Source organism: Ruegeria sp. EL01, assembly GCF_900313035.1.
Classification (GTDB): Bacteria; Pseudomonadota; Alphaproteobacteria; order Rhodobacterales; family Rhodobacteraceae; genus Ruegeria.
Window position 1 is genome coordinate 138,569 of sequence record NZ_OMPS01000041.1, and the last position, 24,286, is coordinate 162,854.

At 57.6% G+C, this 24,286-nt stretch carries 14 protein-coding genes and 5 pseudogenes; 8 read left to right on the forward strand and 11 right to left on the reverse strand.

The genetic code is table 11. From position 1 onward, the window contains the following. Positions 1 to 4 precede the first annotated feature (4 nt). Positions 5 to 1,240 (reverse strand): acyl-CoA dehydrogenase family protein, encoded by a 1,236-nt coding sequence (locus tag D9K61_RS16565; protein WP_120634305.1) that lies wholly within the window; start codon positions 1,238 to 1,240, stop codon positions 5 to 7. Between the two features lie 126 nt (positions 1,241 to 1,366). Here D9K61_RS16565 and D9K61_RS16570 point away from each other — a divergent pair, with 126 nt between their 5' ends. Continuing rightward, on the forward strand, positions 1,367 to 2,302 hold the full coding sequence (locus tag D9K61_RS16570; protein ID WP_120634306.1) for a glyoxylate/hydroxypyruvate reductase A: 936 nt from the start codon (positions 1,367 to 1,369) through the stop codon (positions 2,300 to 2,302). Positions 2,303 to 2,312: 10 nt separating this feature from the next. Here D9K61_RS16570 and D9K61_RS16575 read toward each other — a convergent pair whose 3' ends face one another. Next, entirely contained in the window at positions 2,313 to 2,669 is a 357-nt protein-coding gene (locus D9K61_RS16575) for a hypothetical protein (protein WP_120634307.1), read from the reverse strand. 174 nt (positions 2,670 to 2,843) lie between these two features. Between D9K61_RS16575 and D9K61_RS16580 the strand changes: the two are divergent. From D9K61_RS16580 to D9K61_RS16590, 3 genes and pseudogenes are all read left to right on the forward strand, one after another. After that, positions 2,844 to 3,676: pseudogene (locus tag D9K61_RS16580) on the forward strand (bifunctional allantoicase/(S)-ureidoglycine aminohydrolase). A 100-nt stretch (positions 3,677 to 3,776) separates the two neighbouring features. After that, positions 3,777 to 4,100, forward strand: coding sequence for a hypothetical protein (locus D9K61_RS16585; protein WP_120634308.1), 324 nt, complete (start codon positions 3,777 to 3,779; stop codon positions 4,098 to 4,100). A gap of 54 nt (positions 4,101 to 4,154) precedes the next feature. Further along, the gene (locus D9K61_RS16590) at positions 4,155 to 5,141 is read left to right on the forward strand and encodes a type I glyceraldehyde-3-phosphate dehydrogenase (protein WP_120634309.1); all 987 of its coding nucleotides are present in this window, start codon (positions 4,155 to 4,157) and stop codon (positions 5,139 to 5,141) included. 47 nt (positions 5,142 to 5,188) lie between these two features. Here D9K61_RS16590 and D9K61_RS16595 read toward each other — a convergent pair. The 3 genes and pseudogenes from D9K61_RS16595 to puuE all read right to left on the reverse strand — a co-directional run bounded on the left by D9K61_RS16595 (position 5,189) and on the right by puuE (position 8,582). Further along, a pseudogene (locus tag D9K61_RS16595) lies at positions 5,189 to 6,620 on the reverse strand (uracil-xanthine permease family protein). A 42-nt stretch (positions 6,621 to 6,662) separates the two neighbouring features. Further along, on the reverse strand, positions 6,663 to 7,169 hold the full coding sequence (locus D9K61_RS16600) for an ureidoglycolate lyase (RefSeq protein WP_120634310.1): 507 nt from the start codon (positions 7,167 to 7,169) through the stop codon (positions 6,663 to 6,665). Then, positions 7,166 to 8,582: pseudogene (puuE, locus tag D9K61_RS27340) on the reverse strand (allantoinase PuuE). Before puuE ends, D9K61_RS16600 begins: the two are co-directional and overlap by 4 nt. A 171-nt stretch (positions 8,583 to 8,753) precedes the next feature. On the opposite strand from puuE, the gene uraH reads away from it, so the two are divergent. Next, positions 8,754 to 9,110 carry a hydroxyisourate hydrolase gene (gene uraH, locus D9K61_RS16610; RefSeq protein ID WP_120634510.1) on the forward strand — a complete coding sequence of 119 codons (357 nt, stop codon included), beginning with the start codon at positions 8,754 to 8,756 and terminating at the stop codon, positions 9,108 to 9,110. Between the two features lie 4 nt (positions 9,111 to 9,114). On the opposite strand, the pseudogene D9K61_RS16615 reads toward uraH, so the two are convergent. After that, positions 9,115 to 9,964 (reverse strand): annotated as a pseudogene (locus tag D9K61_RS16615) (LysR family transcriptional regulator). Positions 9,965 to 10,138: 174 nt separating this feature from the next. On the opposite strand from D9K61_RS16615, the pseudogene D9K61_RS16620 reads away from it, so the two are divergent. The 3 genes and pseudogenes from D9K61_RS16620 to D9K61_RS16630 all read left to right on the forward strand — a co-directional run. Beyond that, a pseudogene (locus D9K61_RS16620) lies at positions 10,139 to 10,766 on the forward strand (urate hydroxylase PuuD); the annotation flags it as partial. 150 nt (positions 10,767 to 10,916) lie between these two features. Next, the gene (locus D9K61_RS16625; RefSeq protein ID WP_120634311.1) at positions 10,917 to 12,722 is read left to right on the forward strand and encodes an autotransporter assembly complex family protein; all 1,806 of its coding nucleotides are present in this window, start codon (positions 10,917 to 10,919) and stop codon (positions 12,720 to 12,722) included. Beyond that, complete coding sequence (locus tag D9K61_RS16630) at positions 12,719 to 16,807, forward strand: translocation/assembly module TamB domain-containing protein (protein ID WP_254055802.1); 4,089 nt, start codon at positions 12,719 to 12,721, stop codon at positions 16,805 to 16,807. Before D9K61_RS16625 ends, D9K61_RS16630 begins: the two co-directional genes overlap by 4 nt. An 18-nt stretch (positions 16,808 to 16,825) precedes the next feature. On the opposite strand, the gene D9K61_RS16635 is transcribed toward D9K61_RS16630, so the two are convergent. The 5 genes from D9K61_RS16635 to ychF all read right to left on the reverse strand — a co-directional run bounded on the left by D9K61_RS16635 (position 16,826) and on the right by ychF (position 24,096). Then, on the reverse strand, positions 16,826 to 17,341 hold the full coding sequence (locus D9K61_RS16635) for a thioesterase family protein (RefSeq protein WP_120634312.1): 516 nt from the start codon (positions 17,339 to 17,341) through the stop codon (positions 16,826 to 16,828). A gap of 119 nt (positions 17,342 to 17,460) precedes the next feature. Further along, entirely contained in the window at positions 17,461 to 20,244 is a 2,784-nt protein-coding gene (gene fdhF / locus D9K61_RS16640; RefSeq protein ID WP_120634313.1) for a formate dehydrogenase subunit alpha, read from the reverse strand. A gap of 13 nt (positions 20,245 to 20,257) precedes the next feature. Continuing rightward, entirely contained in the window at positions 20,258 to 21,961 is a 1,704-nt protein-coding gene (locus D9K61_RS16645) for an NAD(P)H-dependent oxidoreductase subunit E (RefSeq protein WP_120634314.1), read from the reverse strand. 85 nt (positions 21,962 to 22,046) lie between these two features. Next, positions 22,047 to 22,928 carry a LysR family transcriptional regulator gene (locus D9K61_RS16650; protein ID WP_120634315.1) on the reverse strand — a complete coding sequence of 294 codons (882 nt, stop codon included), beginning with the start codon at positions 22,926 to 22,928 and terminating at the stop codon, positions 22,047 to 22,049. Positions 22,929 to 22,998: 70 nt separating this feature from the next. Next, the gene (gene ychF, locus D9K61_RS16655) at positions 22,999 to 24,096 is read right to left on the reverse strand and encodes a redox-regulated ATPase YchF (RefSeq protein WP_120634512.1); all 1,098 of its coding nucleotides are present in this window, start codon (positions 24,094 to 24,096) and stop codon (positions 22,999 to 23,001) included. Positions 24,097 to 24,286 lie beyond the last annotated feature (190 nt).

Consider the following 24,286-nt stretch of genomic DNA (forward strand, 5'->3'; position numbering starts at 1 on the left):
TGTCTCAGACTTTTTCCTGCGTGTGCTTCTTTAATTCGGCCCGCGCCACCTGTCGGCGATGCACCGCATCCGGTCCGTCCGCCAGCCGCAACGTCCGCACGTGGGTCCACGCCGTGGCCAAAGGTGTGTCCTGGCTGACCCCTTGACCGCCGAACATCTGCACGGCCTCATCAATGACTTTCAGCGCGACCCGAGGTGCAACCACCTTGATCTGGCTGATCCATGGGGCGGCCGCGCGCGCATCGCCCTGATCCATGTACCACGCAGCCTTGAGACACAGCAGGCGGGCCATCTCGATCTCCATTCGGCATTCGGCAATGATGTCGAAATTGGCGCCCAGCTGGGCCAGCTTTTTGCCAAACGCCTCGCGCTGCATCGACCTTTTGCACATCTGGGCCAACGCGCTTTCAGCCTGTCCGATGGCACGCATGCTGTGGTGGATACGACCGGGTCCCAGGCGACCCTGAGCGATTTCAAAACCGCGCCCTTCGCCCAGCAGAATATTCTCGGCAGGCACCCGCACATCTGTGAACCGGATATGCATATGACCATGGGGCGCATCATCATGACCGTAAACCTGCATCGGCCGCAGAATTTCGATGCCTGGTGCATCAGCAGGAACCACGATCATTGACTGACGCTTATGCTTTGGCTGTTCTTCTCCACCGGTCTTGACCATGACAATGTAGACTTTGCACCGCGGGTCACCGGCCCCTGAGGACCACCATTTTTCGCCATTCAGCACATAGTCTTCCCCGTCCCGCACACAGGACATTGCGACGTTGGTTGCGTCTGACGAGGCCACATCCGGTTCGGTCATCAAATAGGCAGACCGGATTTGCCCATCCAGCAGCGGCCTCAGCCACTGTTCCTTCATCTTCTCGGTACCGTATCGTTCAAAAACTTCCATGTTTCCGGTATCGGGTGCCGAGCAATTGAACACCTCAGCGCCTAGTGGCGTCTTGCCCATTTCCTCGGCAAAATACGCATACTCGATCGTCGTCAGTCCAAACCCCTTGTCGCTGTCCGTCAGCCAGAAGTTCCAAAGCCCTGCCGCTTTGGCTTTCGCCTTCAGACCTTCAAGTATTTCCGCTTGGCGGTCGGTGTATTGCCACCGGTCGCCCTTGTCGATTTCGGCTTGGTAGTCTTCTTCAAGCGGCATGATCTCGTCCCGGATCATCTCGGCAACGCGTTGCAAAAGCGCGCGGTTTTCCTCGCGCAGAACAAACGACATATTCATGAAAATTCCTCCTGAAGTACCGAAACCGGACTGTACCTTTGCAATTGAGGATGGCTTAACTTTCATCACACTGTCCAGCTAGGTGACGGGACGTCACCACATTCATTTTCAAAGCAGGGGATCCAAATGGCATTATTGATCGATACTGGATTGTCGAACTGGACAAGCGACGCAGACATTGCCCGCGATGTCTTGCGCCAGATGCCGGATGCAGATGTTCGCACCCCCGAAACGATAGGGAACGCGAACGACATCACCATGATGGCGGTTGTCGATCTCAAGACCAATCGTCTGAGTGATCTGCCCAACCTGAAACTGGTCCAAAAACTTGGGGCCGGCGTGGAAACAATTGTCGACAATCCTGACCTTCCAAACCACGTCCGGATTGCGCGACTGAAGCCTGATGCGCCAGCACAGGGAATTGCCGAGTGGTTTCTGGCCTATATCCTACGCGCCCAAAGGCATATGGCGTTTCACGCCGCCGCCCAACAACGGGCAGAATGGCAGCCCAAAGCCCCAACATTTACACCGAGCACCGTGGTCGGCGTCTTGGGGCTGGGCCATATCGGCAGCCGCACTGCGCGTATGCTTCATGCGGTCGGATTTCAGGTCATGGGATGGAGCCGGTCACCCAAGCAGATCGATGGCATCACCTGTTTGCATGGCGAAAGCGCCCTGCCCGGTTTGCTGGGTCAATGCGATCATGTGTGCGCGATCCTGCCTTCCACTCAACAAACCGTAGGCCTGTTCGACGCGAATATGCTGGCCGCAATGAAACCCGGAAGCCAGCTGTTGAACGCCGGTCGTGGTGATCTGATTGACGAGCAGGCCCTGATCGAAGCGCTGGACCGCGGCAGGCTTGGTCACGCGGTTCTTGATGTGACCTGCGAAGAACCCCTGCCCAAGGACAGCCCGTTGTGGCGGCACCCGGCCATCACGATCACCCCACATGTTTCGGGGTGGCATCTGGGCGATGCATTGTCAGATGTCGCAGAGAATTTCCAAAGGTTGGCCGCCGGGTCGCCATTGTTGCACGAAGTGGATCGAAGCAGAGGCTACTGACCCAATAAGATCAGGGTGCCATGATCCACTTACCGCTGGCATCCTGGCATCGGCGCGTCCGAATTTCGCGGATCTGATCCGAGCCTTCCGGTTGAATGAAATGCTGCAGCTCGACACAGTTTCCCTGCACATTGCCAACGCGGATGGTTCCTGTCGACCCGGTTGCCTCGTTTACCCAGGATTGCTCTTTTCCCACGCTGGGATTGCCGTTGGACAGCAGAGTGTTTGAGGCCACACTTACCACCTCAAAATCTGCAGGTGTCAGACCCATTTCCGCGATGATCCGAGAAAGCGGCTTGGCATGCGCCGCCCCAACGAACAGAGCCACACCTAGTACCGCCGCAGTGAAAGAATATCGGGTGGTCATGCTTGCCTCGCTGAATTGAAATCTGTTTGATCCCGACGATATACCCCGGCGCGCGCAGGGCCAACCCCCCGGCTCGTACCTTGAAAATACCCCGAACAAACCTATCGCAAGGCGCTGGCCAGGAGCGTCAGACCTTTCCCCCCATAGTGCCAGAAAACGACCCCAAGGCACGCAATGACACATCCAACGTATTATGCCCCGCAAGGTGGACATCCTGGCCAGGATCAACTTTTGACGGACTGCGCCATGTTCACCGACGCCTATGCGGTGATCCCGAAGGGAACGATACGTGACATCGTCACCAGCTACCTGCCGTTCTGGGAAATACCCGCCTCTGGGTTCTGTCCCGTCCGTTGAGTGGGTTTGCCGAGACGTTTTCACAGTACATTATGGAGGTTCAGCCCGGTGGCGACAGCGATCGGCCAGACACTGCTCCTGATGCGCAGGAGGTTCTGTTCGTCGTTGAAGGCGAAGTGACGCTGATTGTGAATGGCACGCCTCACCTCTTGGACACTGGGGGATAGGCCTATATTCCGCCCGGTTGCGATTGGACTTTGCACAATCGTTCGGACGAAACCGCCCGGTTCCACCGGCTGCGCAAGGCCTATGAGGCCGTTCCGGGCTTGTCCGAACCGGATCCGATCATCACGAATGAGCGGGACGTCGCGCCGATGCCTATGCCCGATACCGAGGGGCGATGGTCCACCACCCGTTTCGCAGATCCTCAGGATCTACGTCATGACATGCACGTAAACATCGTCACTTTCGCGCCCGGCGGCGTGATCCCTTTTGCAGAAACCCATGTCATGGAGCACGGGCTTTATGTGCTCGAAGGGAAAGCGGTTTACCGGCTCAATCAGGATTGGGTCGAAGTCGAGGCCGGTGACTACATGTGGCTGCGCGCCTTTTGCCCGCAGGCGTGTTACGCAGGCGGTCCGGGGCGATTTCGGTACCTTCTGTACAAAGACGTGAACCGCCACATGCCCTTGTCACTGTCCAAGCGCTAAGGCGCAATTGAACACATCATTGGTATTTGCTGTGTCAGGGCTTCACAGGGCCAAGTGAATCTGATGAAATAACAGTGTTTTTAGCACTGGAGATAGTTTGATGTTACTGCGTGGAACAACGGTGGCCCTGATGGCTTTGCTGGGTCTTACAACACTTGATGCAGCGCCCGCTGCGGCCAAAGAGGAAACCAAATCCGTTTTCGTCATGAGCCGTACATGGGCCGTCACGCAGGTCTCGGACGCACCAGTTATCTTTCGCGCCACACGTGACAACAACAACCTGAACCCTTTTGGTCCACCGCCACGTCTTCGCACCATTCAAGCCATTGCCGCGATTCAGCAAGCCACGGGCTGCAGAGCCGTCGTGCCCAGTATGTATCAGAACATCTCGGGCCAGTTTTTCTCGCAAGTCAATTGCAACTGACCCCTTGTCAGATCGGGCATTGAGGTCGCCTCGGCGGCCTGCCATAGCTTGCACATGAAACTCGCGATCAACGGATTCGGCCGTATTGGCCGCACGATCCTGCGGCAAGTTCTGGCTTTGCCGAAAGGGTCGGATATTGAGCTGGTGCTGGTCAATGACATCGCGCCGTTGGAAACCTGCGCCTACCTGTTCAAATACGACAGTACCTTCGGACCCTACCCCGGGGACGTGTCCGAAGGCGATGCGGCGCTGGTCGTAGACGGCCGCTCAATTCCGATGACCCACAGCGCAGATCTGGCACTGGTCGATTTGCGAGGGGTGGATGTGATACTGGACTGCACCGGGATCGCACGCAGCTCGGACGTGGCGCGTCGCGGCTTGACGGCGGGCGTTGGCAAAGTCCTGATCTCGGGCCCCTCACCGGCTGCTGATGTGACAATCGTTCTAGGCGCCAACGAAGACGAACTGGGCAGCGCGCGCATCGTATCCAACGCCTCATGCACGACCAACGGTTTGGCACCACTGGTGAAAGTTTTAGATGAGATCGGTGGGGTGGCCTCGGGCCATATGACCACCATCCATTGCTATACCAATAGCCAACCCATGGTAGACGCCCCGCGCGGAGATCTTGCCCGATCCCGCGCCGGTGCCTTGTCGATGGTGCCGACGACCTCCAGCGCGACCCATCTGATTGACGTGGTTCTGCCGCATCTGGCCGGGCGCATCTCGGGTGCGGCGGTGCGCGTTCCAACCGCCAGCGTTTCCGCCGTTGACCTTGTGATCACACTGGAACGGGAAACGACCGCTGAATCCTTCAACACCCATTTCCGCGAAGCCGTCGACGCCGCACCCGTTTTGGGGTGGACAGATCTGCCGCTTGTATCTTCGGACCTTCGCGCACGTCCGGAATCCCTGGTGATCGCGGGCCCGGAAACGCGGATGGTCGGGGACAATCAAGTCCGCGTGTTTGGCTGGTACGACAATGAATGGGGGTTTTCCGCCCGCATGCTGGACGTGGCCCGCCTGATGGCCAAAGTCTGATCAGATCGCAACGCACCCGTGTTGCGTTGCGATCCGTTACCAAGCGCCTAATGTTCTTTCGGCAAGCTTCCGGTTCCATGCCCGGACAAGCCACCTGAAACCTCCTCAGTCGCCTCATCCGACAGCTCTTCGGGCAAGATCAGGTTCAGAACGATGGCGATTAATGCCGCCGGAAGCAGGCCGCTTTTCATCAGAATGCCCAGCGTATCGGGCAAGTGCTGCACGGCATCCGGTTCAAGCTGCAATCCAAATCCGATCGAAAGCGAGATTGCAAAGATCACCATATTGCGCCGGTTCCAGTCGACATCGGACAGCATTGAGACGCCCGCCGCCACAACCATTCCGAACATGACGATGACACCGCCCCCCAACACTTCGATGGGAACAGTTCGGATAATCGCACCAACTTTTGGGACAAGGCCACACACGATCAGGAACAAAGCCCCGATCGTGACAACATGGCGGCTCATGACGCCGGTCATGGCGATCAGGCCGACGTTCTGGCTGAAGGACGTGTTGGGCAGGCCTCCGAACACACCGGCAAGCGCCGAGCCGAAACCGTCGGCATAGGTCGCACCGGAGATCTCATCATCCGTCGCTTCGCGCCCGGCCCCGCCTTTGGTCACGCCAGACACGTCGCCAACTGTTTCGATGGCAGACACGAACGCCATCAGACAAAATCCAATGACGGCCGCAAATGAGAACTCGAACCCGTATTTGAATGGCATCGGCAGGGCAAAAGCGGACGCCCGGCTCCAACTGGTTCCAATGGCCTCGAATGTCACCATGCCAACTATCAAGGCATAGGCATAACCAACGACCAGACCGATCAGGACAGCCGAAACAGAAAGCATCCCGCGGGTAAAGAACTTAAGCGCCAGCGTGACGATGACCACGACCATGGCTGCTGACCAATTCAGCATGGACCCATATTCCGACGTTCCAATGGCGGGAACCCCACCAGCCGCGTATTGGATACCGACCTTGACCAACGCCAAACCAATCATCGTGACGACAAGGCCAGTCACAAGCGGGGGCAATGCAAACCGGATCTTGCCGATGACGGCGCCCAAGCAGGCATGAAACACTCCGCCAATAATCACACCACCAAACAAAGCGGCCAATCCATCAACACCCTTACCGGCAACAAGCGGGATCATGATCGGCAGAAAGGCAAAGCTTGTCCCTTGTACGATGGGCAACGCTGCACCAACCGGCCCCAACGTGATTGTCTGTAGCAAGGTCGCAATGCCCGCAAACAGCATCGACATCTGGATCAGGTACAGAAGTTCAGGAAAATCGGGCGAGTTTGATCCAAATCCGAACCCGGCCGCCCCGGCGACGATGATCGCGGGTGTCACGTTCGAAACAAACATCGCCAGCACGTGCTGGATGCCCAGCGGGATGGCTTTGTGCAGGGCTGGTGTATAAATTCGGGTCCCGAAGTTGTTCGGGTGAGCCTATGGAAGTGTCAGCCATGAGTACTGTCCTCTCTGCCAGAGTTCATGGTGGTATTGCCGCTTATCCTGCGGCTTCATTGGGCCCTGCTACGACCTGATAGGGCGTATCGAACCAGTATTCTTCAAGGTTTGGCCCTTCGCCGATTCTGTCGACAACAGCAAAAAGGCCCGGGCTGTGAAGCCGTGTCAGAACGCCGTGCCAAACAGCCTGATGATAGTTCACTGCCTGGCCCGGCTTGGTCAGAAATGCCCAGGGCTGGCCGGGTCCACCCTGCTCAGTCAGCACCACGATGACCAGAAAAGGGTTCTCGGTCATGGGAATGAAGGCCTGGCTGCCCTCGGGGTGACGTTCGACCATGTCTAGGCGATACGGCAAACTGCGCGGGTTGGCATCAAACGGGCTGATCCCCGCGCGACCTTCCTCGAAGTTCATAACCGCGCGATCATGGTACCGCCCGCATTTACCTTGATTGATGCTTTTGTCAGGGGTGCCGGACACCTCGATCAGATCCCCAAACGGCGCAAAGGCGTTTGCGGACATCGGTTCGGTCACGATTTGACGGCTCATGACGGCAAAACATCCCGCAGCCGGAGTTCAGCGATCCATTCGACCTGACGGCAGGCTTCGGCGAATTCGGTGGTCCGATCTTGGTCGATGCGGCGCTGGAATGCCTGAAGGATCGAGGTTTTGTCATGATCCCGAATAGCAATGATGAAGGGAAATCCGAATTTCGCGGTGTAGCGCTGGTTCAAATCGGTGAACGTCGCGCGTTCGCCTCTGTCAGCGCATCCAATCCTGCTGATGCCTGTTCTGATGTACTTTCGCTGGTCAATCGCTTGGCCAGTGCTAGTTTGCCTGCCAAGTCAGGATGGGCAGTCAACACGCCCAGCCTTGCATCTTCGGATGCCGACCGGAACATGCATGTCAGGGCGTTGTGCGCCCCACCCGCCGTGTCATGCGCAGGCCCTAACTCAAGATCAAATGCACGCTCCGCAATCCAGGCTGAATGTTCGAATATCCCTGCAAGAGGCAACAAAATCCGAACGGCTCATCTGCGACGGTTTGGGGTGTGTTTCTGGCGGATGTGTAGCGGCCCAGTGCTCGGCAATTTGAAGTCGCGTTGCGAACCAGACATCCGAGAACCCGCGCGCATAATCCAGAAATCACTTTGGTGCCATCACCCGACCGGGACGTCCTATGAGGCGACAATGCAACCCGATCGACAGCATCTTTGGGGCATCCTCTTCATCTTCATTATACAGCGCATCGAAGCTGTCTTTGAGATAGGAAAAAGAGCCGATCCCCGGCGTTGAACCCCTGAGGCGTGGCAAACCGCATGTCATTGCAGTCCAACGTGTAAGGCACAATCAACTGACCCCGCCCATCTGTCCGCATCCAATAGGGCAAGTCATCGGCATAAGTATCGGCGACATAGGCAAACCCACCCTCTTCAGCCGCCAGCGTGATCGTGTTTTTCGAGCAGCGTCTGGTGTACCAGCCGCGCGGATGTTCGCCGAAAACTTCGGTGTGGAACCGGATCGCCTCGAGAATCTGGGCGCGCTCTTCGTCTTTCGGCATGTCCTTGTGCTCGACCTACTTGAGGCCGTGGCTGGCAATCCCCCATCCTGCGGCCTTCATTGCACCAACCTGATCCGGTGACCGAGCCAAGGCCGTCGCCACATCGTATACAGTTATGAGTAGATCCTTCATCAAGCGGTGAAGCCGCCAGAACCCAGCCCGCGCGCCATATTCATAGATCGATTCCATGTTCAGGTGGCGTTGCCCGGGCCATGGGGCGGCACCGACGATTTCGGACAAAAACGCCTCGGACGCGGCGTCACCATGCAAAACGCAGTTTTCGCCGCCCTCCTCATAGTTCAGCACGATCCGAACGGCGAGCTTTGCTCCACCCGGCCATTGCGCATCAAGCGGGTTGGCACCATACCCGAGCATATCGCGCGGGTAACGAGAAGGCTGCATCGCGGTTTTTCGTCCTTTCATTCGTCCGCTGCCTACTGCCATAGCGCAGAAACCCGAATAGGATTATCAAATCAATCCGAGCAGTGGTTCGGGTTCTTTCGGCATTTCAACAGTTTTGATGTTTGTACCAGACTGTGGCAGACCAGAAGAGACACCGAAATGGAGGCCACCGTGGCAGGATTTCTGACAACCCATGTTCTGGACACCGCCCGGGGTTGCCCGGCCGACGGTCTAAAAATCGTACTCTACAAGGTAACCGGCAATTCCCACCGGAAACTGGTAGAGATCGAGACCAATTCCGACGGCCGCACCAACAGCCCAATTTTTCCGCAGGAAGACTTCAAGACAGGCACTTATGAGCTGATTTTCTACGCCGGAGATTATCTTCGTGCTTCAGGGCAGTCCGGAGACGAGCCGCTGTTTCTGGACCAAATCCCTATTCGATTTGGCATGTCGGATGCCGAGGCGCACTATCATGTACCCCTATTGCTTTCACCCTACGGATATTCGACCTATCGCGGAAGCTGAGGTTTCAAGCACTTGGCGGGCTGACCACTTTTTCGATCAGCTCAATCATGAAATCCATGAACAACCGCGCCTTTGGGTCCTGATGGCGGCGATGGGTATAAAGGCAGGCCATTTGCACCGGCACAGGCGGAGATTGCGACGCGACCGGAATCAGGTCGCCGGCTTTCAGATGGTCGGCTACCTCGAACACTGGTTTCAGGGCGATGCCTTGGCCCGACAACGTCCAATCTGTCAGCATATCCCCATCATCACATTCAAAGCGCCCCGAGACCGCGAGTTCAGGCATTCATGCTTGCCTGAGATCAGATCGGCCCCGGTCTGCGGCATACCACGCCGTTTCACATAGTCTGGCGCGGCACACAGCACCCGCTGGCAATCCGCAATCTTGCGAATGCGCAGAGTGCTGTCTTCGGGCTGGCCAATGAAAAACGCCAGATCCAACCCCTCGGTGGTCAGGTCCACCGATCGATCGGTCAATCGCAATCGCACGTCAATCTCGGGGTAAAGCGCCAGAAAATCAGGTACCTGGGGTGCCAAAAGACGACGCCCAACGCCAAAAGAGGCCGCCACAAACAATGAGCCGCGCGGTGCTTCGGTCAGATGCTCCACCTTCGCCTCGGCCTCGTCCACCGCGTCCGGAACCGAGATGGCACCGGGGTAAAACGCCCGTCTCTGTTCGGTCGGTGTCAGATTCCGGGTTGTGCGTTGGAACAGGCGAACGCTCAGATGATCCTCAAGCTGCGATATCCGCGCCGAGGTGACGGCAGGCGAAATGCGCAGGTCGCGACCAGCCGCAGACATGCTGCCCAGATCGTAGACCCCGAAGAAAGTGCGATATTGCCCAGATAGGACATCTTTTCGTTTTTTTTTGATACAGTTGGGCAATTAACGGGAATACCGAACAAATACCTGCTTGCCTAGTGTGGCGACACGCAATCGGAGACCACTTGAAGTATGACTTCGCCGTGTTCTGGGACTGGATGGCCTTTGCCATGCGCTGGTTGCGCGTCATCACGGCCATCGCTTGGATCGCAGTGGATGATCTGAAAAACGGGCGCACAGCGGACCCGAAATACGGCAAGATCGCCAAGCTGCGATCGACCCACAATAACTATCTGACGCTGCCGGTCGTGTTCCTGATGCTGTCAAACCACTATCCGCTGGCCTTTGCGACGCAATACAACTGGATCATTGCGGCACTTGTGTTCCTCATGGGAGTGGCGATCCGGCACTATTTCAACACGCGCCACGCCCGTACCGGCAACCCCAACCTGGATTTGGCTGGTCACCGCGCTGCTGTTTATCGCGATCATCTGGCTGTCGACGGCACCGATGTACAAAACACTGGAAGAGGTCGTGGCGCTGCCACTGACGTCCTACGAACAACGCTTTGCAGCCGCGGATGGGTTCGAAGAAGCGCATGATGTCGTGCTGGGTCGCTGCTCGATGTGCCATGTGCGCGAACCTGTTTGGGAGGGTATTCTTTGGGCGCCCAAAGGGGTTCTTCTGGAGACCCAGGCCGACATTGCCCGCAATGCCAAGCAAATTTATCTGCAGGCGGGCGTCAGTCATGCAACGCCCCATGCCAATGTTACCTATATGGAACCGGAAGACCGCGACACCATCATACGATGGGTCCGTAACGCAGGACTATAGCGCGACCAAAGTTGCGGCTTAAATGGTCCGGGGAAACTTTTAGGCCCTTTCCCCGAGGGGTTTCAGATGCTCTAACATAAGCTTAGTGAGCTGCGAACACATCACAACGTGGCGCATCTAATTTCGACTAGGGGCAGTTGGAGCTATTTGATGCAGGGGAGCACACCGCAAGGCATTCTGAGATGCTGGATGATCGGAGCGGTAATGACTCTGGTGCCAACCTCCTTGGTTGCTCTAGAAACCACCCTTACAGCCCCCGGAGCGCCCAAAGAGCTGGTGGAGCGATTGGAACAGACATCTTCGGTTGCTACTGCCAACAACCGCGGGCTTGATACGCCGCTGGAAATCCTGTCTGCCGCTTTGTCAGACTACCGCACGCTTGTTCAGATCTTATACGACGAAGGATATTTCAGCCCCGTTGTCAGCATCAAGCTCGACGGGCAAGAGGCTGCCGAACTCAGCTCGCTCAGTGTTCCCGCACAAATCAATCGTGCGGTCATCACCGTTGAAACCGGTCCGACATTCAAATTCGGAACTGCCACGATCCAGCCATTGGCCCCAGACACCGAACTGCCCGAGCAATTTGCGCCCGGCAAGCTTGCCACGACAGGCGCCATCCAAAGAGCCGCATCCGCAGGTGTTCAGGGTTGGAGGGATGCAGGTCATGCCAAGGCAAGTGTGGCCGGGCAAAAGGTCATCGCACGCCACGCACAGGCGCAGCTTGACGCGCAAATCAGCCTTGATCCCGACAGCAGACTGACTTTTGGCAGGATGTTCATCGACGGCGACACGGACGTCCGCCATCGTTCGATCGAAAAGATCGCCGGATTTCCGAGCGGCGAAGTGTATTCGCCTGCACAGATCCAGAAGGTCGGCACCCGGCTTCGCCGGACCGGGACATTCAACGTGGTGTCCCTGCAGGAAAGGGAAACACCCAACCCGGATGGCACGCTTGATTTTGATGCGACCTTTGAGGACCTGCCCAAACGCCGCCTGACCTTTGGTGTCGAGCTCGCGTCGCGTGATGGCGTGGATGTCACGGCAACCTGGACCCACCGCAATATGTTCAGGCGGGCCGAACGGCTACGCTTTGAGGCTGCTGTTCGCAACATTGGCGGGGCCGAGGATATTGATGGCCGGATCGGTCTGAGGCTGGATCAACCCGATCGTTTGGGTCCCGATGACGCGACATTCTGGAGCACGTTGCTAGAGCGGCGCAATACAGAAAACTACAACGTGACAGTGGCGTCGCTGGCCTATGGTGCGCGGCGCACGTTTTCGGATCAGCTTTATGCCGAAGCATCGGCCGGTTTCCAGTGGTCCGACGCTGATGACGCCTATGGCAACGGGCGTAAATTCCGGTATTTCATCCTGCCCTTCCGCTCGGAATGGGACAAACGCGACAGCAAGGTCAGCGCGACGCGTGGGTTCTATCTGGATTCGCAGGTGATGCCGTTTGTGGGCTTTTCCGGTTCAGACACCGGCCTCAGGCTGTATTTCGATGGCCGCGCCTATACCAGTTTTGGAACGGCAGGAAATCTCGTTCTGGCCGGGCGGGTTCAACTGGGCTCGGTCATTGGGCCACCGGCAGATGGCGTCACACCAGATTTTCTGTTCTTTTCAGGTGGCGCTGGAACAGTGCGTGGGCAACCGTTTGAAAGCCTCGGGATTCCGGTGGGCACTGGGGTTGCGGGCGGAAAGTCCTTCCTTGGGCTTTCCGGTGAAGTGCGCGGCAAGGTTACCAAAAGCCTGTCGTTGGTGGGGTTTTATGACTACGGTATAGTAGACACATCGTCATTTGTTGGCAGCGGTGCGGCAGATCACGCGGGCGCAGGGATTGGCGTCAGATATGATCTGGGTGGATTTGGTCCGCTGCGCCTTGACCTTGCCGTTCCGGTACAAGGCAACACCGGAGACGGCCTGCAGTTCTATATCGGGATTGGACAGGCATTTTGATACATCGTCTTTCGGCCCCTCTTCTGATCGGCGCGCTGGTTTGCACCCCCGCTTTAGTGCAGGCACAAGAGGGTCAGGGCGGCAGCATGGTTGAGCGGTTCCTGCAGGATACGCTCTCGGGTGACAATCAGAACGTCACGGTCAAAGGGCTGCAAGGGGCGCTTAGCTCTCGGGCGACGATCCAGGAAATCACTGTGTCCGATGACCAAGGCGTTTGGCTCACCATCAAGGATGCTGAGCTGGATTGGAACCGATTGGGACTAATCCGTGGTCGGTTCGCAGTCAATACGCTGACAGCGCAGGAAATCGATATCGCCAGGGCCCCAGGCACAACCACAACGGACGAGCCGCCCCCATCCGCTGAAACACAACCTTTCCAACTGCCGGAACTGCCCGTCGCCATTGAAATCGGAGAGATCCGGATTGATGAGCTTGCACTCGGTCAACCTTTGATCGGTGTGGCGGCCCAACTTGCGGTAAACGGCAACCTGTCTTTGGCCGATGGCACGCTGGACACCAACCTGGACATTACCCGTCTGGATCGGGCCGGTGATGAAATAGTCCTGGCGGCGGGGTTCGAGAACTCGAGCAGCCAGATCGACCTGGATCTGAAAGTGATAGAATCGTCAGGCGGATTGATTTCAACTGCGCTGAAAATTCCCAACGAACCTCCGATCGAGTTGACGGCCAAAGGGTCCGGACCCGTCGACGACTTCACCGCCGACATCGGACTGGCCAGCAACAATCAGGAATACGTTGGCGGTCAGGTTCGTCTTCGTTCAGCTCTTGAAACCGATGGAACCGAAGGGGAAGGGATCGCATTTACAGCCGATCTCAGCGGCGATCTGACCCCTTTTGTGGCCAGAAACATGGACGTGTTCTTCGGCAAAGAAACCAGCTTGTTCGTGGATGGGCAAACCCACCCGGATGGTGCCCTGGACATAAGTGATTTGAAGTTCACCTCTCAGGCAATGAACCTTGACGGCAATCTGAAACTGGGCCCCGGTGGCGTATTGCAACTTGCGGCACTCGAGGGAAAAATCACCCCACCTAACGGAGAAACCGTCGTTCTGCCGGTATCAGGCGGGGATACGTCTGTTGAGGCTGCTCAGATCTCTGTGCTGTTTGATCAAACAAACGACGGTCTGTGGGATGTGAACCTTTCAGCCGATGCGGTGCGATCAGAAAACATCGACATGGACCGCGCTCAGATCACGGCGCAGGGGTCATTGGATCAGGGGGCCGTTCGTAAGATCAGCGGCGTTTTGCAGGCCGCTTTGGACGGCATCGACATGGCCGACCCAGCCCTTAATACGGCGCTTGGGGATCGCATCACCTTGGATGGGGCTTTTGAGTATGGCAATGATCAGTCCTTGAACTTGTCTGATTTCGAACTGATCGGCTCGGATTTCCTGTTGGGCGTTGACGCCCTGATCAGTGGATTGGATAGCGGACTGAACATTGACGGCTCTGCCTCGCTGGAAGCATCCGACATTTCGCGTTTTTCTGATCTGGCGAAGCTGGATCTGGGCGGGAAAGCCTCGGCGCAGGTCACAGGCAGCGGGTCACCGATTGAAGGCAGTTTTGACGGCAAGCTTGATGTCAGCGGCAGTGATCTGTCCACCGGGCGCGACGATATTGATCCGCTGATCACCGGTGAAACAACAATCACATTGGATGCAAAACGCGATACGGACGGGGTGACAATACGCGAGTTTGCCTTGAACGGAGAGGCTTTGCGCGCGCACGCCAGCGGCAAGGTCACAACGCCGGATGGCAACCTTTCCATTGATGGTCAGGCCAGCGTCAATGCCCCGGACCTTTCGGGTTTTTCTGGTTTAGCGAAACGCGACCTAGGGGGCAGCGTTCAGGCCAAGCTGGACGGCAAGGGCACTGTTCAGACGCTGGAGTTTGATGGCGTGGCCAGCGTCACCGGGCGCGATATCAAAACCGGTATGGATGAGATCGACCCGTTGCTGACCGGCCAGACATCGGTCGAATTTGACGGCGCCCTGTCACAGCAACAGATCGTCGTCCGTCAGGCGACCGTGAACGGATCAGCGCTGACGGCACAGGTCGACGCTACGATCGACGATCCGACGGGCAATCTGGCTGTCGATGGCCAGGCCAGTATGAACGTCCCGGATTTGTCTGTGCTGTCCGGCCTTGCCGGACGCGATCTGGCTGGATCAATCAAGGGCGACGTTCAGGGCAAAGGCGCAAAAGGAAGCGAGACTTTCGATGTCCAAGGCAACATCACCGCAAACGACATTCAAACGGGCATCGCCGCGCTGGACAAATTGATTCAAGGGCGCACGACGCTGGTTGTCGACGCGTTGAAAGAGGGCAGCGGCCTGAATATCCGCGACTTTCGCCTGAATGGTACAGCTTTGTCGGCCAATGCCTCGGGTCAGTTGAACCGCGAATCCGGGGGGCTGGATTTCTCGGCCAAACTGGATGATTTGGCACGTTTGTCGAACACCTTGTCTGGTCCGCTGCAACTGGTTGCCAATGTGGCACCTTCCGGCTCCGGGTTTGAAGGTACAGCCAAACTGCAAGGACCCGACAGCTCGTATGCCAGCCTGTCCGGAACAGTGGATACGGATGGGGCCGCAGATCTAGATTTTGACGCCAAGCTCAACCGCGTCGAACGCTTCGCGTCAGAGTTTCCCGGGACTGTTTCTGCCACGGGAAACGCCAAGCGGAACAATGGCGTCTGGACAATTGATGCCAACGCCAAAGGCCCGGCCAACATCAACAGCGATGTGGCAGGCACGTTTGACGAAACCAGCGGCAACGCGGATCTGACGGCACAAGGCGGGGTCAATCTTGGCATCGCCAACATCTTTGTGACGCCCAACAAGATCGACGGATCCGCCCGCTTCAATCTGGCGCTAAAAGGCCAACCAGCGTTGGATTCACTAAGTGGTTCGATCACAACGTCCGGCACATCCTTCGCAATCCCAACCGCCGGTCAGACCATAACCGGGATCAGCGGTTCGGTCGATCTGGCCCGCAGCCGTGCAACAATATCGCTAAACGGCGGTGTACGCGCCGGCGGCGGTTTTACAGTCAGCGGCCCGGTGGCCCTGACACCGCCCTTCAACGCACAGATCACGACACAGCTGAACAGCCTCGTTCTGACAGACAAGCTGTTGTACAAAACGACGCTGAATGGCCAAATTGCCATGACCGGTGCATTGGCCGGGAACAGCTCGCTTTCCGGACAAATCAGTTTTGACGAAACCAATATCAATCTTGCTGCGGCCGCCGGTGCAGTGGGCGCAGCACCAATCCCCGAGATCCAGCACATCAACGAAAGCCGTGCCGGCTTTATCACCCGCGAGCGCGCGCAGTTGGTCGTCACAGAAAAAGGATCAAAAGGCGATTCCCGCATCGCGCTGGATATTAGCCTGCTCGCCCCAAAGGCCGTATTTGTCCGCGGCCGCGGCGTGAATGCGGAACTGGGTGGTCGCATTGTGATCGGCGGAACCACAACGTCAATCGTTCCATCCGGGCAGATCGATCTGATCCGGGGCACTTTTGACATTCTGGGCCGCAGGCTGGAGCTGACAAAAGGCATCGTCAGTCTGCAGGGCGATCTGACGCCGTATATCGAATTCGAGTCTTCAGCCAGTACCTCCGACGGCACCGCAACGATCGAAATCGCGGGCCCACTGGACTCACCCGAGGTTGACGTGTTCTCGGATCCGGAACGCCCCGCCGAAGAGGCGCTGGCCATGCTGTTGTTCGGGAACCGCTTTTCCGAGATATCGCCGTTTCTGATCGCGCAGATGGCGGCATCATTGGCACAGCTTAGCGGCGCGGGCGGCGATTCGACCAAGGGACTGCGTGAATCCACCGGCCTTGATACCGTCGACATCGGCGCGACCGAAGGCGGTGCAGGCCGTCTGGGGGCCGGTGCGTATCTTAGCGACAACCTCTATACGGATTTCACGGTGAACACCGAAGGCGATACCGAGGTCAACCTGAACCTGGATGTCACAGATAATTTTTCGGTCAAGGGCACTGTCGACGGCAAAGGCGAAACCGGTATCGGAGTGTTTTTTGCCAGGGACTACTAAGCTCGGATCACTGCGGTATCACTTGCGACGTATGCCGATTGGTTGACCGATCTGGGGTGCGGGCTCCAGAGTTTTGTGATCTTCGACCATCTGCATCAGACGCGCCACGGCCCAGTCCGGATACGGCACCGACCGCCCGGTGGTGTGGCTGACATTCATGAACAATGCCTCTTGCGTGGCGCAGACATGACAGTCTGAGGTCGAGATCATCTGGGCGAAGTAGTGACCTCTTTTGGGGTCAGCATCCAACATCCGAAAGTGAAAATGGAACGGCATGTCTTGGGTAATCTCTCGCAGAAAATGCAGGTGCGACTGAATGATGTACGGGCCCTGCCCCAGCGCATTGACTTGCAATTCCCCCAACCCGAGGTGATCCACCATCAACGTCTCAAGCGCCATGTCAAAAGCGACACCGTAGTATCCGACATTCATATGGCCGTTGTAGTCGATCCAAGCAGTGTCCACCGCTCCACCGCAGATTTCGACCGGCATCGGATACGGTCCGTCATGTCCACCCAAAGACGTATTCGTCATCTGTGTTCCCCCCGTTCAGGCGCATACATCAAGGCCGCATGCGGGCCGAAAGTCCAGCTTTGACACGAAAAAGGGCGGCCTCCTTAGGGCCGCCCTGTGTGTTTTAACCGTTTGAGAGGTTATTCTGCCGCAATAGCGTCTTCGATCTTTTCAACGCGAATGGCCGAGAATTTGAACTCGGGGATTTTGCCATAGGGATCGATGGCCGAGTTGGTCAGGATGTTCGCCGCCGCCTCGACATAGGCAAACGGTATGAACACCATATCCTCGGCAATCGCGCGGTCGGCGCGCACCATGATCTCGATCGAGCCACGACGGGTGGTCAGGCGGATCATCTCACCCGGTTCGATCCCCATCAGCTTCAGCTGACGCGGGTTCATCGAACAGTTCGCCTCCGGCTCAACCGCATCCAGAACGGTGGCACGACGGGTCATCGACCCGGTGTGCCAGTGTTCCAGCTGACGTCCGGTGGTGGCGATCATCGGGTACTCTTCATCGGGTGCTTCGTCGGGCGGTATGACGCTGGCCGGGGTGAACCTGGCCTTGCCCTCGGCACGGGGGAAGCCATCACCGAACACAATCGCCTGACCGGGGTCAGTCTCGCTGAGCGACGGGTAAGTGATCGTCTCGGTTTCAAGCCGTTCCCATGTGATGTTGTCCAGCGACGCCATGGTCAGCTTCATCTCGGCAAAGACCTGAGACACATCCGCGTAGTCCCAGTTCAGCCCGATGCGCTGTGCCAGCTCAACGGTGATCTTCCAATCCTCGCGCGCCTCACCCGGAGGGTTCACGGCTGGTCGCACCCGCTGCACCTGACGGTTGGTGTTCGACACGGTGCCGTTCTTTTCATAAAGCGCTGAGGCGGGCAGGATGATGTCGGCATAGTTGGCTGTCTCGGTCAGGAAGATGTCCTGCACGATCATCAGCTCCAACTTGGCCAGCGCCTCGCGTGCGTGACCGACATCCGGGTCGGACATGGCTGGGTTTTCACCCTGAATGTACATGCCCTTGATGTTGCCCGCATAAGCCTGATCGATGATCTCGGTGACCGTCAGACCCTTCTCGTTCGAGAAGTCGTCAGAGTTCCAGACATTGTTGAACTTGGCCCGAATGTCATCGTTCATAACCGACTGATAATCCGGCAGGAACATCGGGATCAGACCCGCGTCAGACGCGCCCTGCACATTGTTCTGACCGCGCAGCGGATGCAGACCCGCACCGGGCTTTCCGACATTACCCGTCATCAGAGCCAGCGAGATCAGGCAGCGAGAATTGTCGGTGCCGTGGATATGCTGGCTTACGCCCATGCCCCAGAAGATCAGACCAGCCTTGGCCTGTGCAAACGTGCGGGCCACGCGGCGCAACTGATCCGGTTCGATGCCGCAGATCGGCGCCATCGCCTCGGGGGTGAAGGCACGCAGGTGTTCTTTCTCGGCCTCCCAGTTCTCGGTCCAGCGATGGATGTACTGGCTGTCATACAGCTCTTCCTCGACGATCACATTCATGATCGCGTTGAGCATCGAGACATCCGCACCCGGGCGGAATTGCAGCATCTCGTCGGCAAACTTGCGCATGCCAACACCGCGCGGATCCATCACGATCAGCTTGCCGCCGCGTTTGGTGAACTGCTTGAAATAGGTCGCCGCAACGGGATGGTTTTCAATCGGGTTGGCCCCGATGATGATCACAACATCCGAATTTTCGACCTCGTTAAAGGTCGCGGTCACCGCGCCCGAACCCACATTTTCAATCAGCGCGGCAACAGAAGACGCGTGGCACAGACGGGTGCAGTGGTCGACGTTGTTGTGGCGGAAGCCCTGACGGATGAACTTCTGGAACAGATAGGCTTCTTCGTTGGTGCATTTGGCCGAACCAAAGCCCGCGACGTTACGCGGGTCATCCTCGCGCAGCGCCTTCAGCTTGGTGGCGGCCAGATCCATCGCCTCTTCCCACGTTGCTTCGCGGAAATGGGTGTCCAGATTGCCGGGATCGACGTTCAGTCCCTTGGCCGGCGCATCCTCGCGTCGGATCAGCGGCTTGGTCAGGCGGTGTGGGTGATGGATGTAGTCAAAACCAAACCTGCCTTTGACGCACAACCGACCTTCGTTGGCGGGACCGTTGATGCCCTCGACATATTTGACCTTGCCGTCTTTGACCTTCAGCGAAACCTTGCAGCCGACACCGCAGAACGGGCAAACGCTTTCAGTTTCCGAGTCGTAGTCCTTGCTGTCGCCGAGTTGCTGGTCGTCCAGTACTGTGGCGGTCATCAAAGCACCTGTTGGGCAGGCCTGAACGCATTCGCCACAGGCCACACAAGAGGAATCGCCCATTGGGTCGTTCTGGTCGAACACCACCTGTGCGGTGTGGCCTCGCCCGGCCATGCCGATCACGTCATTCACCTGCACATCGCGGCAGGCCCGGACACAGAGGTTGCAGTTGATGCAGGCATCCAGATTGACCCGCATCGCCACGTGGCTGTCATCCAACAGCGGGATTTTGTTCGGCTCTTTTGTCGGGAACCGGCTGTCGCTGACGTCGTTCAGCTTTGCCATGTCCCAGAAGTGGCTTGAGACATCGTGCGGCTGTTCGGGTTGATCCGCGACCAACAGTTCCATCACCATGGCACGGGATTTCTCGGCGCGGTCGGTATCGGTTTTGACAACCATTCCTTCGGCGGCTGGACGGATGCACGAGGCGACCAGAGTGCGCTCGCCCTCCACCTCGACCATACAGGCGCGGCAGTTGCCGTCCGGCTTATAGCCGGGTTGCGGCTTGTGACATAAGTGCGGGATCGTGAACCCCTGCCCCTTGGCGGCTTCCCAGATGGTCCAGCCCTCGGGCACGGTGACATCATCGCCGTTCAGGTTGAAGGTGACGGTTTTGGTTGGGCTTGCATCAAGCATGGCTCTGTCTCCCTCAGATTTCGTCAGCGAAGTGTTTCATGACCAGGCGGATCGGGTTCGGGGCCGCTTGCCCCAGCCCGCAGATCGAGGCATCGCCCATGACCTGACACAGGTCCTCCAGCAGGTCCTGATCCCACTTGTCAGCCTGCATAAGTTTCACCGCCTTTTCGCAGCCCGCCCGGCAGGGCGTACACTGGCCGCAGCTTTCATCCTCGAAGAAGCGCAGCATGTTCAACGCGGCATCGCGCGCGGTGTCTTGATCAGACAGAACCACTACGGCAGCCGAGCCGATAAACGTGCCCAGCGGCTGCAGAGTGTCAAAATCCAGTGGAACATCATCAATGCTAGCGGGCAGCAGACCCGAAGACGGCCCACCCGGTTGATAAGCCTTGAATGCGTGGCCCTCGGCCATGCCTCCAGCGGCCTCGATCACGTCCAGAATGGTCGAACCTGCAGGCAGCAGGTACACACCCGGCTTGGCCACACGACCCGAGACCGAATAACTGCGCAAGCCCTTGCGGCCGTTTTTCTCTGTGCTGTTGAGGCATTCCGGCCCCTCGCGACAGATCTTGGACACCCAATGCAACGTCTCGACATTGTGCACCAAAGTCGGGCGGTTGAAGACACCAACCTGCGCCACGAACGGAGGTCGGTGACGCGGCAGGCCCTTTTTGCCCTCGATCGATTCAATCATCGCGGATTCTTCACCGCAGATGTAAGCACCGGCACCCCGACGGAGGTCGATATAGCCCTTCTCGACGATCCCGGCTTGTTCAAGCGCGGCAATTTCGCGGGCGAGGATTTCCAGCACAGCCGGGTATTCGTCACGCATATAGATAAAGCAGGTCTCGGCCTCGACCGCCCATGCGGCGATCAGCATGCCTTCGAGGAAGACGTGCGGTGTGCGTTCCAGATAATAGCGGTCTTTGAAGGTGCCGGGCTCGCCCTCATCGCCGTTCACGGCCAGATAGCGGGTGCCTTCGTTCATGCGAACAAAGCCCCACTTCTTGCCGGACGGGAAGCCAGCACCTCCCAGACCACGCAGACCCGAGGACAGAATGTCGTCCTGCACCTTTTCCCAGTCGCCGCTGTCGCGCAGATCTTTCAGTTTGGCGTAGCCGCCGTTTTTGGCATAGGCGGAGAAGGTCTCATAATCGGGCAAATGCGCGTGGGTATCATCAGCGGCAATCGCAGCCTGCACTTTTTCAGGGGTCGCGTGATCGATATGGTTGTGACCGATCTCAAGCACCGGGGCGGTATCACAACGGCCCATGCAGGGCGCTCGGACAACACGAACCTCAGAGGCATCCAACCCGTCCTCAAGTGCCTTTTGCAACTGCTGAGCACCAGCCATTTCACAAGACAGGGAATCACAGACTCGAATCGTCAGCGCGGGCGGAGGTGCCTCATCTTCTTTCACCACATCGAAATGGGCGTAGAAAGTGGCGGTCTCATAGATTTCGGCCTGGCCCACACGCATCTCAACGGCCAAAGCGGCTATGTGGTCGGCGCTGATATGGCCGTGCGCGTCCTGAATCAAATGCAGGAATTCGATCAACAAGTCCCGGCGGCGCGGGCGATCCCCCAGCAGGCGCTTGATTTCTGCCTGTGCCTCATCCGTGAATTGACGGCCTTTGGGCGTGTGCCGCCCTTTGCCTTTACCTGACTTCCAGACGCCCTTGGGTGCGCCTGATGGCTTGGTATCTAGTGGTGCCATGATGTCCTCCGATTGAGGTTCGGTCTCTCATCAGGTTAGCATATCGTCAAATCGCATATCACTATCGCACGATAACGACAGGTTATCACCGTAAAGACGTCACGACGGCGCGCAATGCCGCAACCGTTGGCAATTCGGGATCGCGCGTGAGGGTCGCCAGACAAATCGGTTTACTTACAACAGGATCGACCAACGGCAGTACCTTTGTACCCTTCAGTTCGCCCAACGCCCGCACCAGAACGCGCGGCACAACGGTTGCGGCCAAGCCTTCGCGGGCCATAACCATCGAGGCCGTAAACCCGCTGGTTTCAGCCACGACATGCGGATGAAGACCCTGCTCTGCAAAGATCCGATCCAGAATGCGCCGATTCTGCATTTGCGGTTCCAGCAGGCTGATCGGAAACTCAGCCACCCGAGCCCACGGGATCGGCCCGGTCTCATCCGTCATGTGCGAGGGAACCAACAAGACATATGTCTCTTCATACAACGGCTGAACCTGACGCAAATCGGTACCAATACTATCGCCATATGTCACGCCCGCATCCAGACTGCCCTCATCCAGCCGATGCTGAATGGCATTGGCCGACATGGTTTCGATCCGGGACAGGATACGTGGATGGGCCTGCTGCAGTCGTTTGATCAATCGACCTGTAAAAGCGGTCGCCGTCGGGATCACGCCGAGAATTAGCGTCCCGGTGATTTCACCCCGGGTTGCCAATACTTGCTGCTCCAGCGCTTTGGCATCGTCCAGAATGCGTCGTGCACGGCGAACAATCATCTCGCCTTCTTCGGTCAGGCCCTGAAACCGATTGGCCCGGCGCACGATGGACACACCCAACCGATCTTCGAGATTGCGGATGCGCATTGAAAACGCAGGCTGAGATATCCCGCACTCCTCGGCCGCCCTGGCAAAGTGTCGGTGCCGCGCCAAGGCGCTGAGCAATTGCAGGTCGCGAATCTCGATCACTCTGGGCCTCGGTGTGCTGACAGCTGGGGCAGGATAACTTTCTCTGGCTGCAGCGAAAGACCTTTAATGATCAGGTATTGAACAAGAAGTGCATAACGTCGCCATCCTTGACGACATAGCCTTTGCCTTCGGCCCGCATCTTGCCGGCCTCTTTGGCGCCCTGTTCCCCATTGGCTGTGATATAATCATCGTAGGCAATGGTTTCGGCGCGGATGAAACCTTTTTCGAAGTCACCGTGAATCACGCCAGCCGCCTGCGGCGCAGCAGTGCCTGTCCGAATGGTCCATGCGCGGGCCTCTTTCGGGCCAACGGTGAAATAGGTTTCCAGCTTGAGCAAATCGTAACCAGCGCGGATCAGGCGGTCGAGACCGGGCTCTTCCAGACCCATTTCCTCAAGGAACATCTGGGCTTCGTCCTGTTCCAGCAGGCTGATCTCTTCTTCGATCTTTGCGCTGATGATGACATGGGAATTGCCCTGCGCGGCGGCCATTTCGGCAACGCGGGTCGAGTATTCATTGCCTTCTACGGCTTCTTCTTCGGACACGTTGCAGACATACAGAACCGGCTTGGTGGTCAGCAGCTGCAGCATCTTCCAGGCTTTTGAATCCTCATCGCTGACTTCGACCAGACGCGCGGGCTTGCCACCTTCCAGCATTGCCTGCGCTTCGGCCAACAAACGCTCCTGCTGTTGGGCTTCTTTGTCGTTGCCTTTCAGCTTGCGCACCAGGTTTGCGCGACGTTTTTCGATGCTTTCCAAATCCGCCAGCATCAACTCGGTCTCGATGGTGTCAGCATCTGCCACCGGATCAACGCGTCCGTCCACATGGGTCACATCGCCATCTTCGAAACACCGCAAAACATGGGCAATTGCGTCGGTTTCGCGGATGTTGGCAAGGAACTGGTTGCCCAGCCCTTCCCCCTGCGAGGCTCCTTTGACCAGGCCTGCAATATCTACAAAGGTCATTCGTGTCGGGATGATCTGCTTCGAACTCGCAATCGCCGCCAGCTTATCCAGACGGTCATCAGGCACGGCCACGTCGCCCACATTGGGTTCAATCGTGCAGAACGGGAAATTCGCTGCCTGTGCGGCCGCGGTTTTGGTCAGCGCATTGAAGAGGGTCGACTTGCCCACGTTCGGCAAACCCACGATTCCCATTTTAAAGCCCATGATGGTCTCCTGATGCCATTCGCGGCTGCTTCTAGGCAGGTCCGGGTCGATGCGCAAGCGGTTGGGCAAGCGACGCTCAATTGAGCCTGTTAGGACACATCACAAAATTGTTCGGTAGTTTTCGATGTTTGTGTCCTTGTGCAATTTGAAAAATGCGCCTTAAAGTCACCACTTAGCGAACAACAACAAC

Bases quoted from the DNA above. Each gene is read 5' to 3' on its own strand.
- D9K61_RS16635 (WP_120634312.1), bottom strand. From the start codon at position 17,341: ATGACGAATACGTCTTTGGGTGGACATGACGGACCGTATCCGATGCCG.
- fdhF (WP_120634313.1), bottom strand. From the start codon at position 20,244: ATGCTTGATGCAAGCCCAACCAAAACCGTCACCTTCAACCTGAACGGC.
- D9K61_RS16590 (WP_120634309.1), top strand. From the start codon at position 4,155: ATGAAACTCGCGATCAACGGATTCGGCCGTATTGGCCGCACGATCCTG.
- D9K61_RS16600 (WP_120634310.1), bottom strand. From the start codon at position 7,169: ATGAGCCGTCAAATCGTGACCGAACCGATGTCCGCAAACGCCTTTGCG.
- D9K61_RS16625 (WP_120634311.1), top strand. From the start codon at position 10,917: ATGCAGGGGAGCACACCGCAAGGCATTCTGAGATGCTGGATGATCGGA.
- D9K61_RS16565 (WP_120634305.1), bottom strand. From the start codon at position 1,240: ATGAATATGTCGTTTGTTCTGCGCGAGGAAAACCGCGCGCTTTTGCAA.
- D9K61_RS16570 (WP_120634306.1), top strand. From the start codon at position 1,367: ATGGCATTATTGATCGATACTGGATTGTCGAACTGGACAAGCGACGCA.
- D9K61_RS16575 (WP_120634307.1), bottom strand. From the start codon at position 2,669: ATGACCACCCGATATTCTTTCACTGCGGCGGTACTAGGTGTGGCTCTG.
- D9K61_RS16645 (WP_120634314.1), bottom strand. From the start codon at position 21,961: ATGGCACCACTAGATACCAAGCCATCAGGCGCACCCAAGGGCGTCTGG.
- ychF (WP_120634512.1), bottom strand. From the start codon at position 24,096: ATGGGCTTTAAAATGGGAATCGTGGGTTTGCCGAACGTGGGCAAGTCG.
- D9K61_RS16585 (WP_120634308.1), top strand. From the start codon at position 3,777: ATGTTACTGCGTGGAACAACGGTGGCCCTGATGGCTTTGCTGGGTCTT.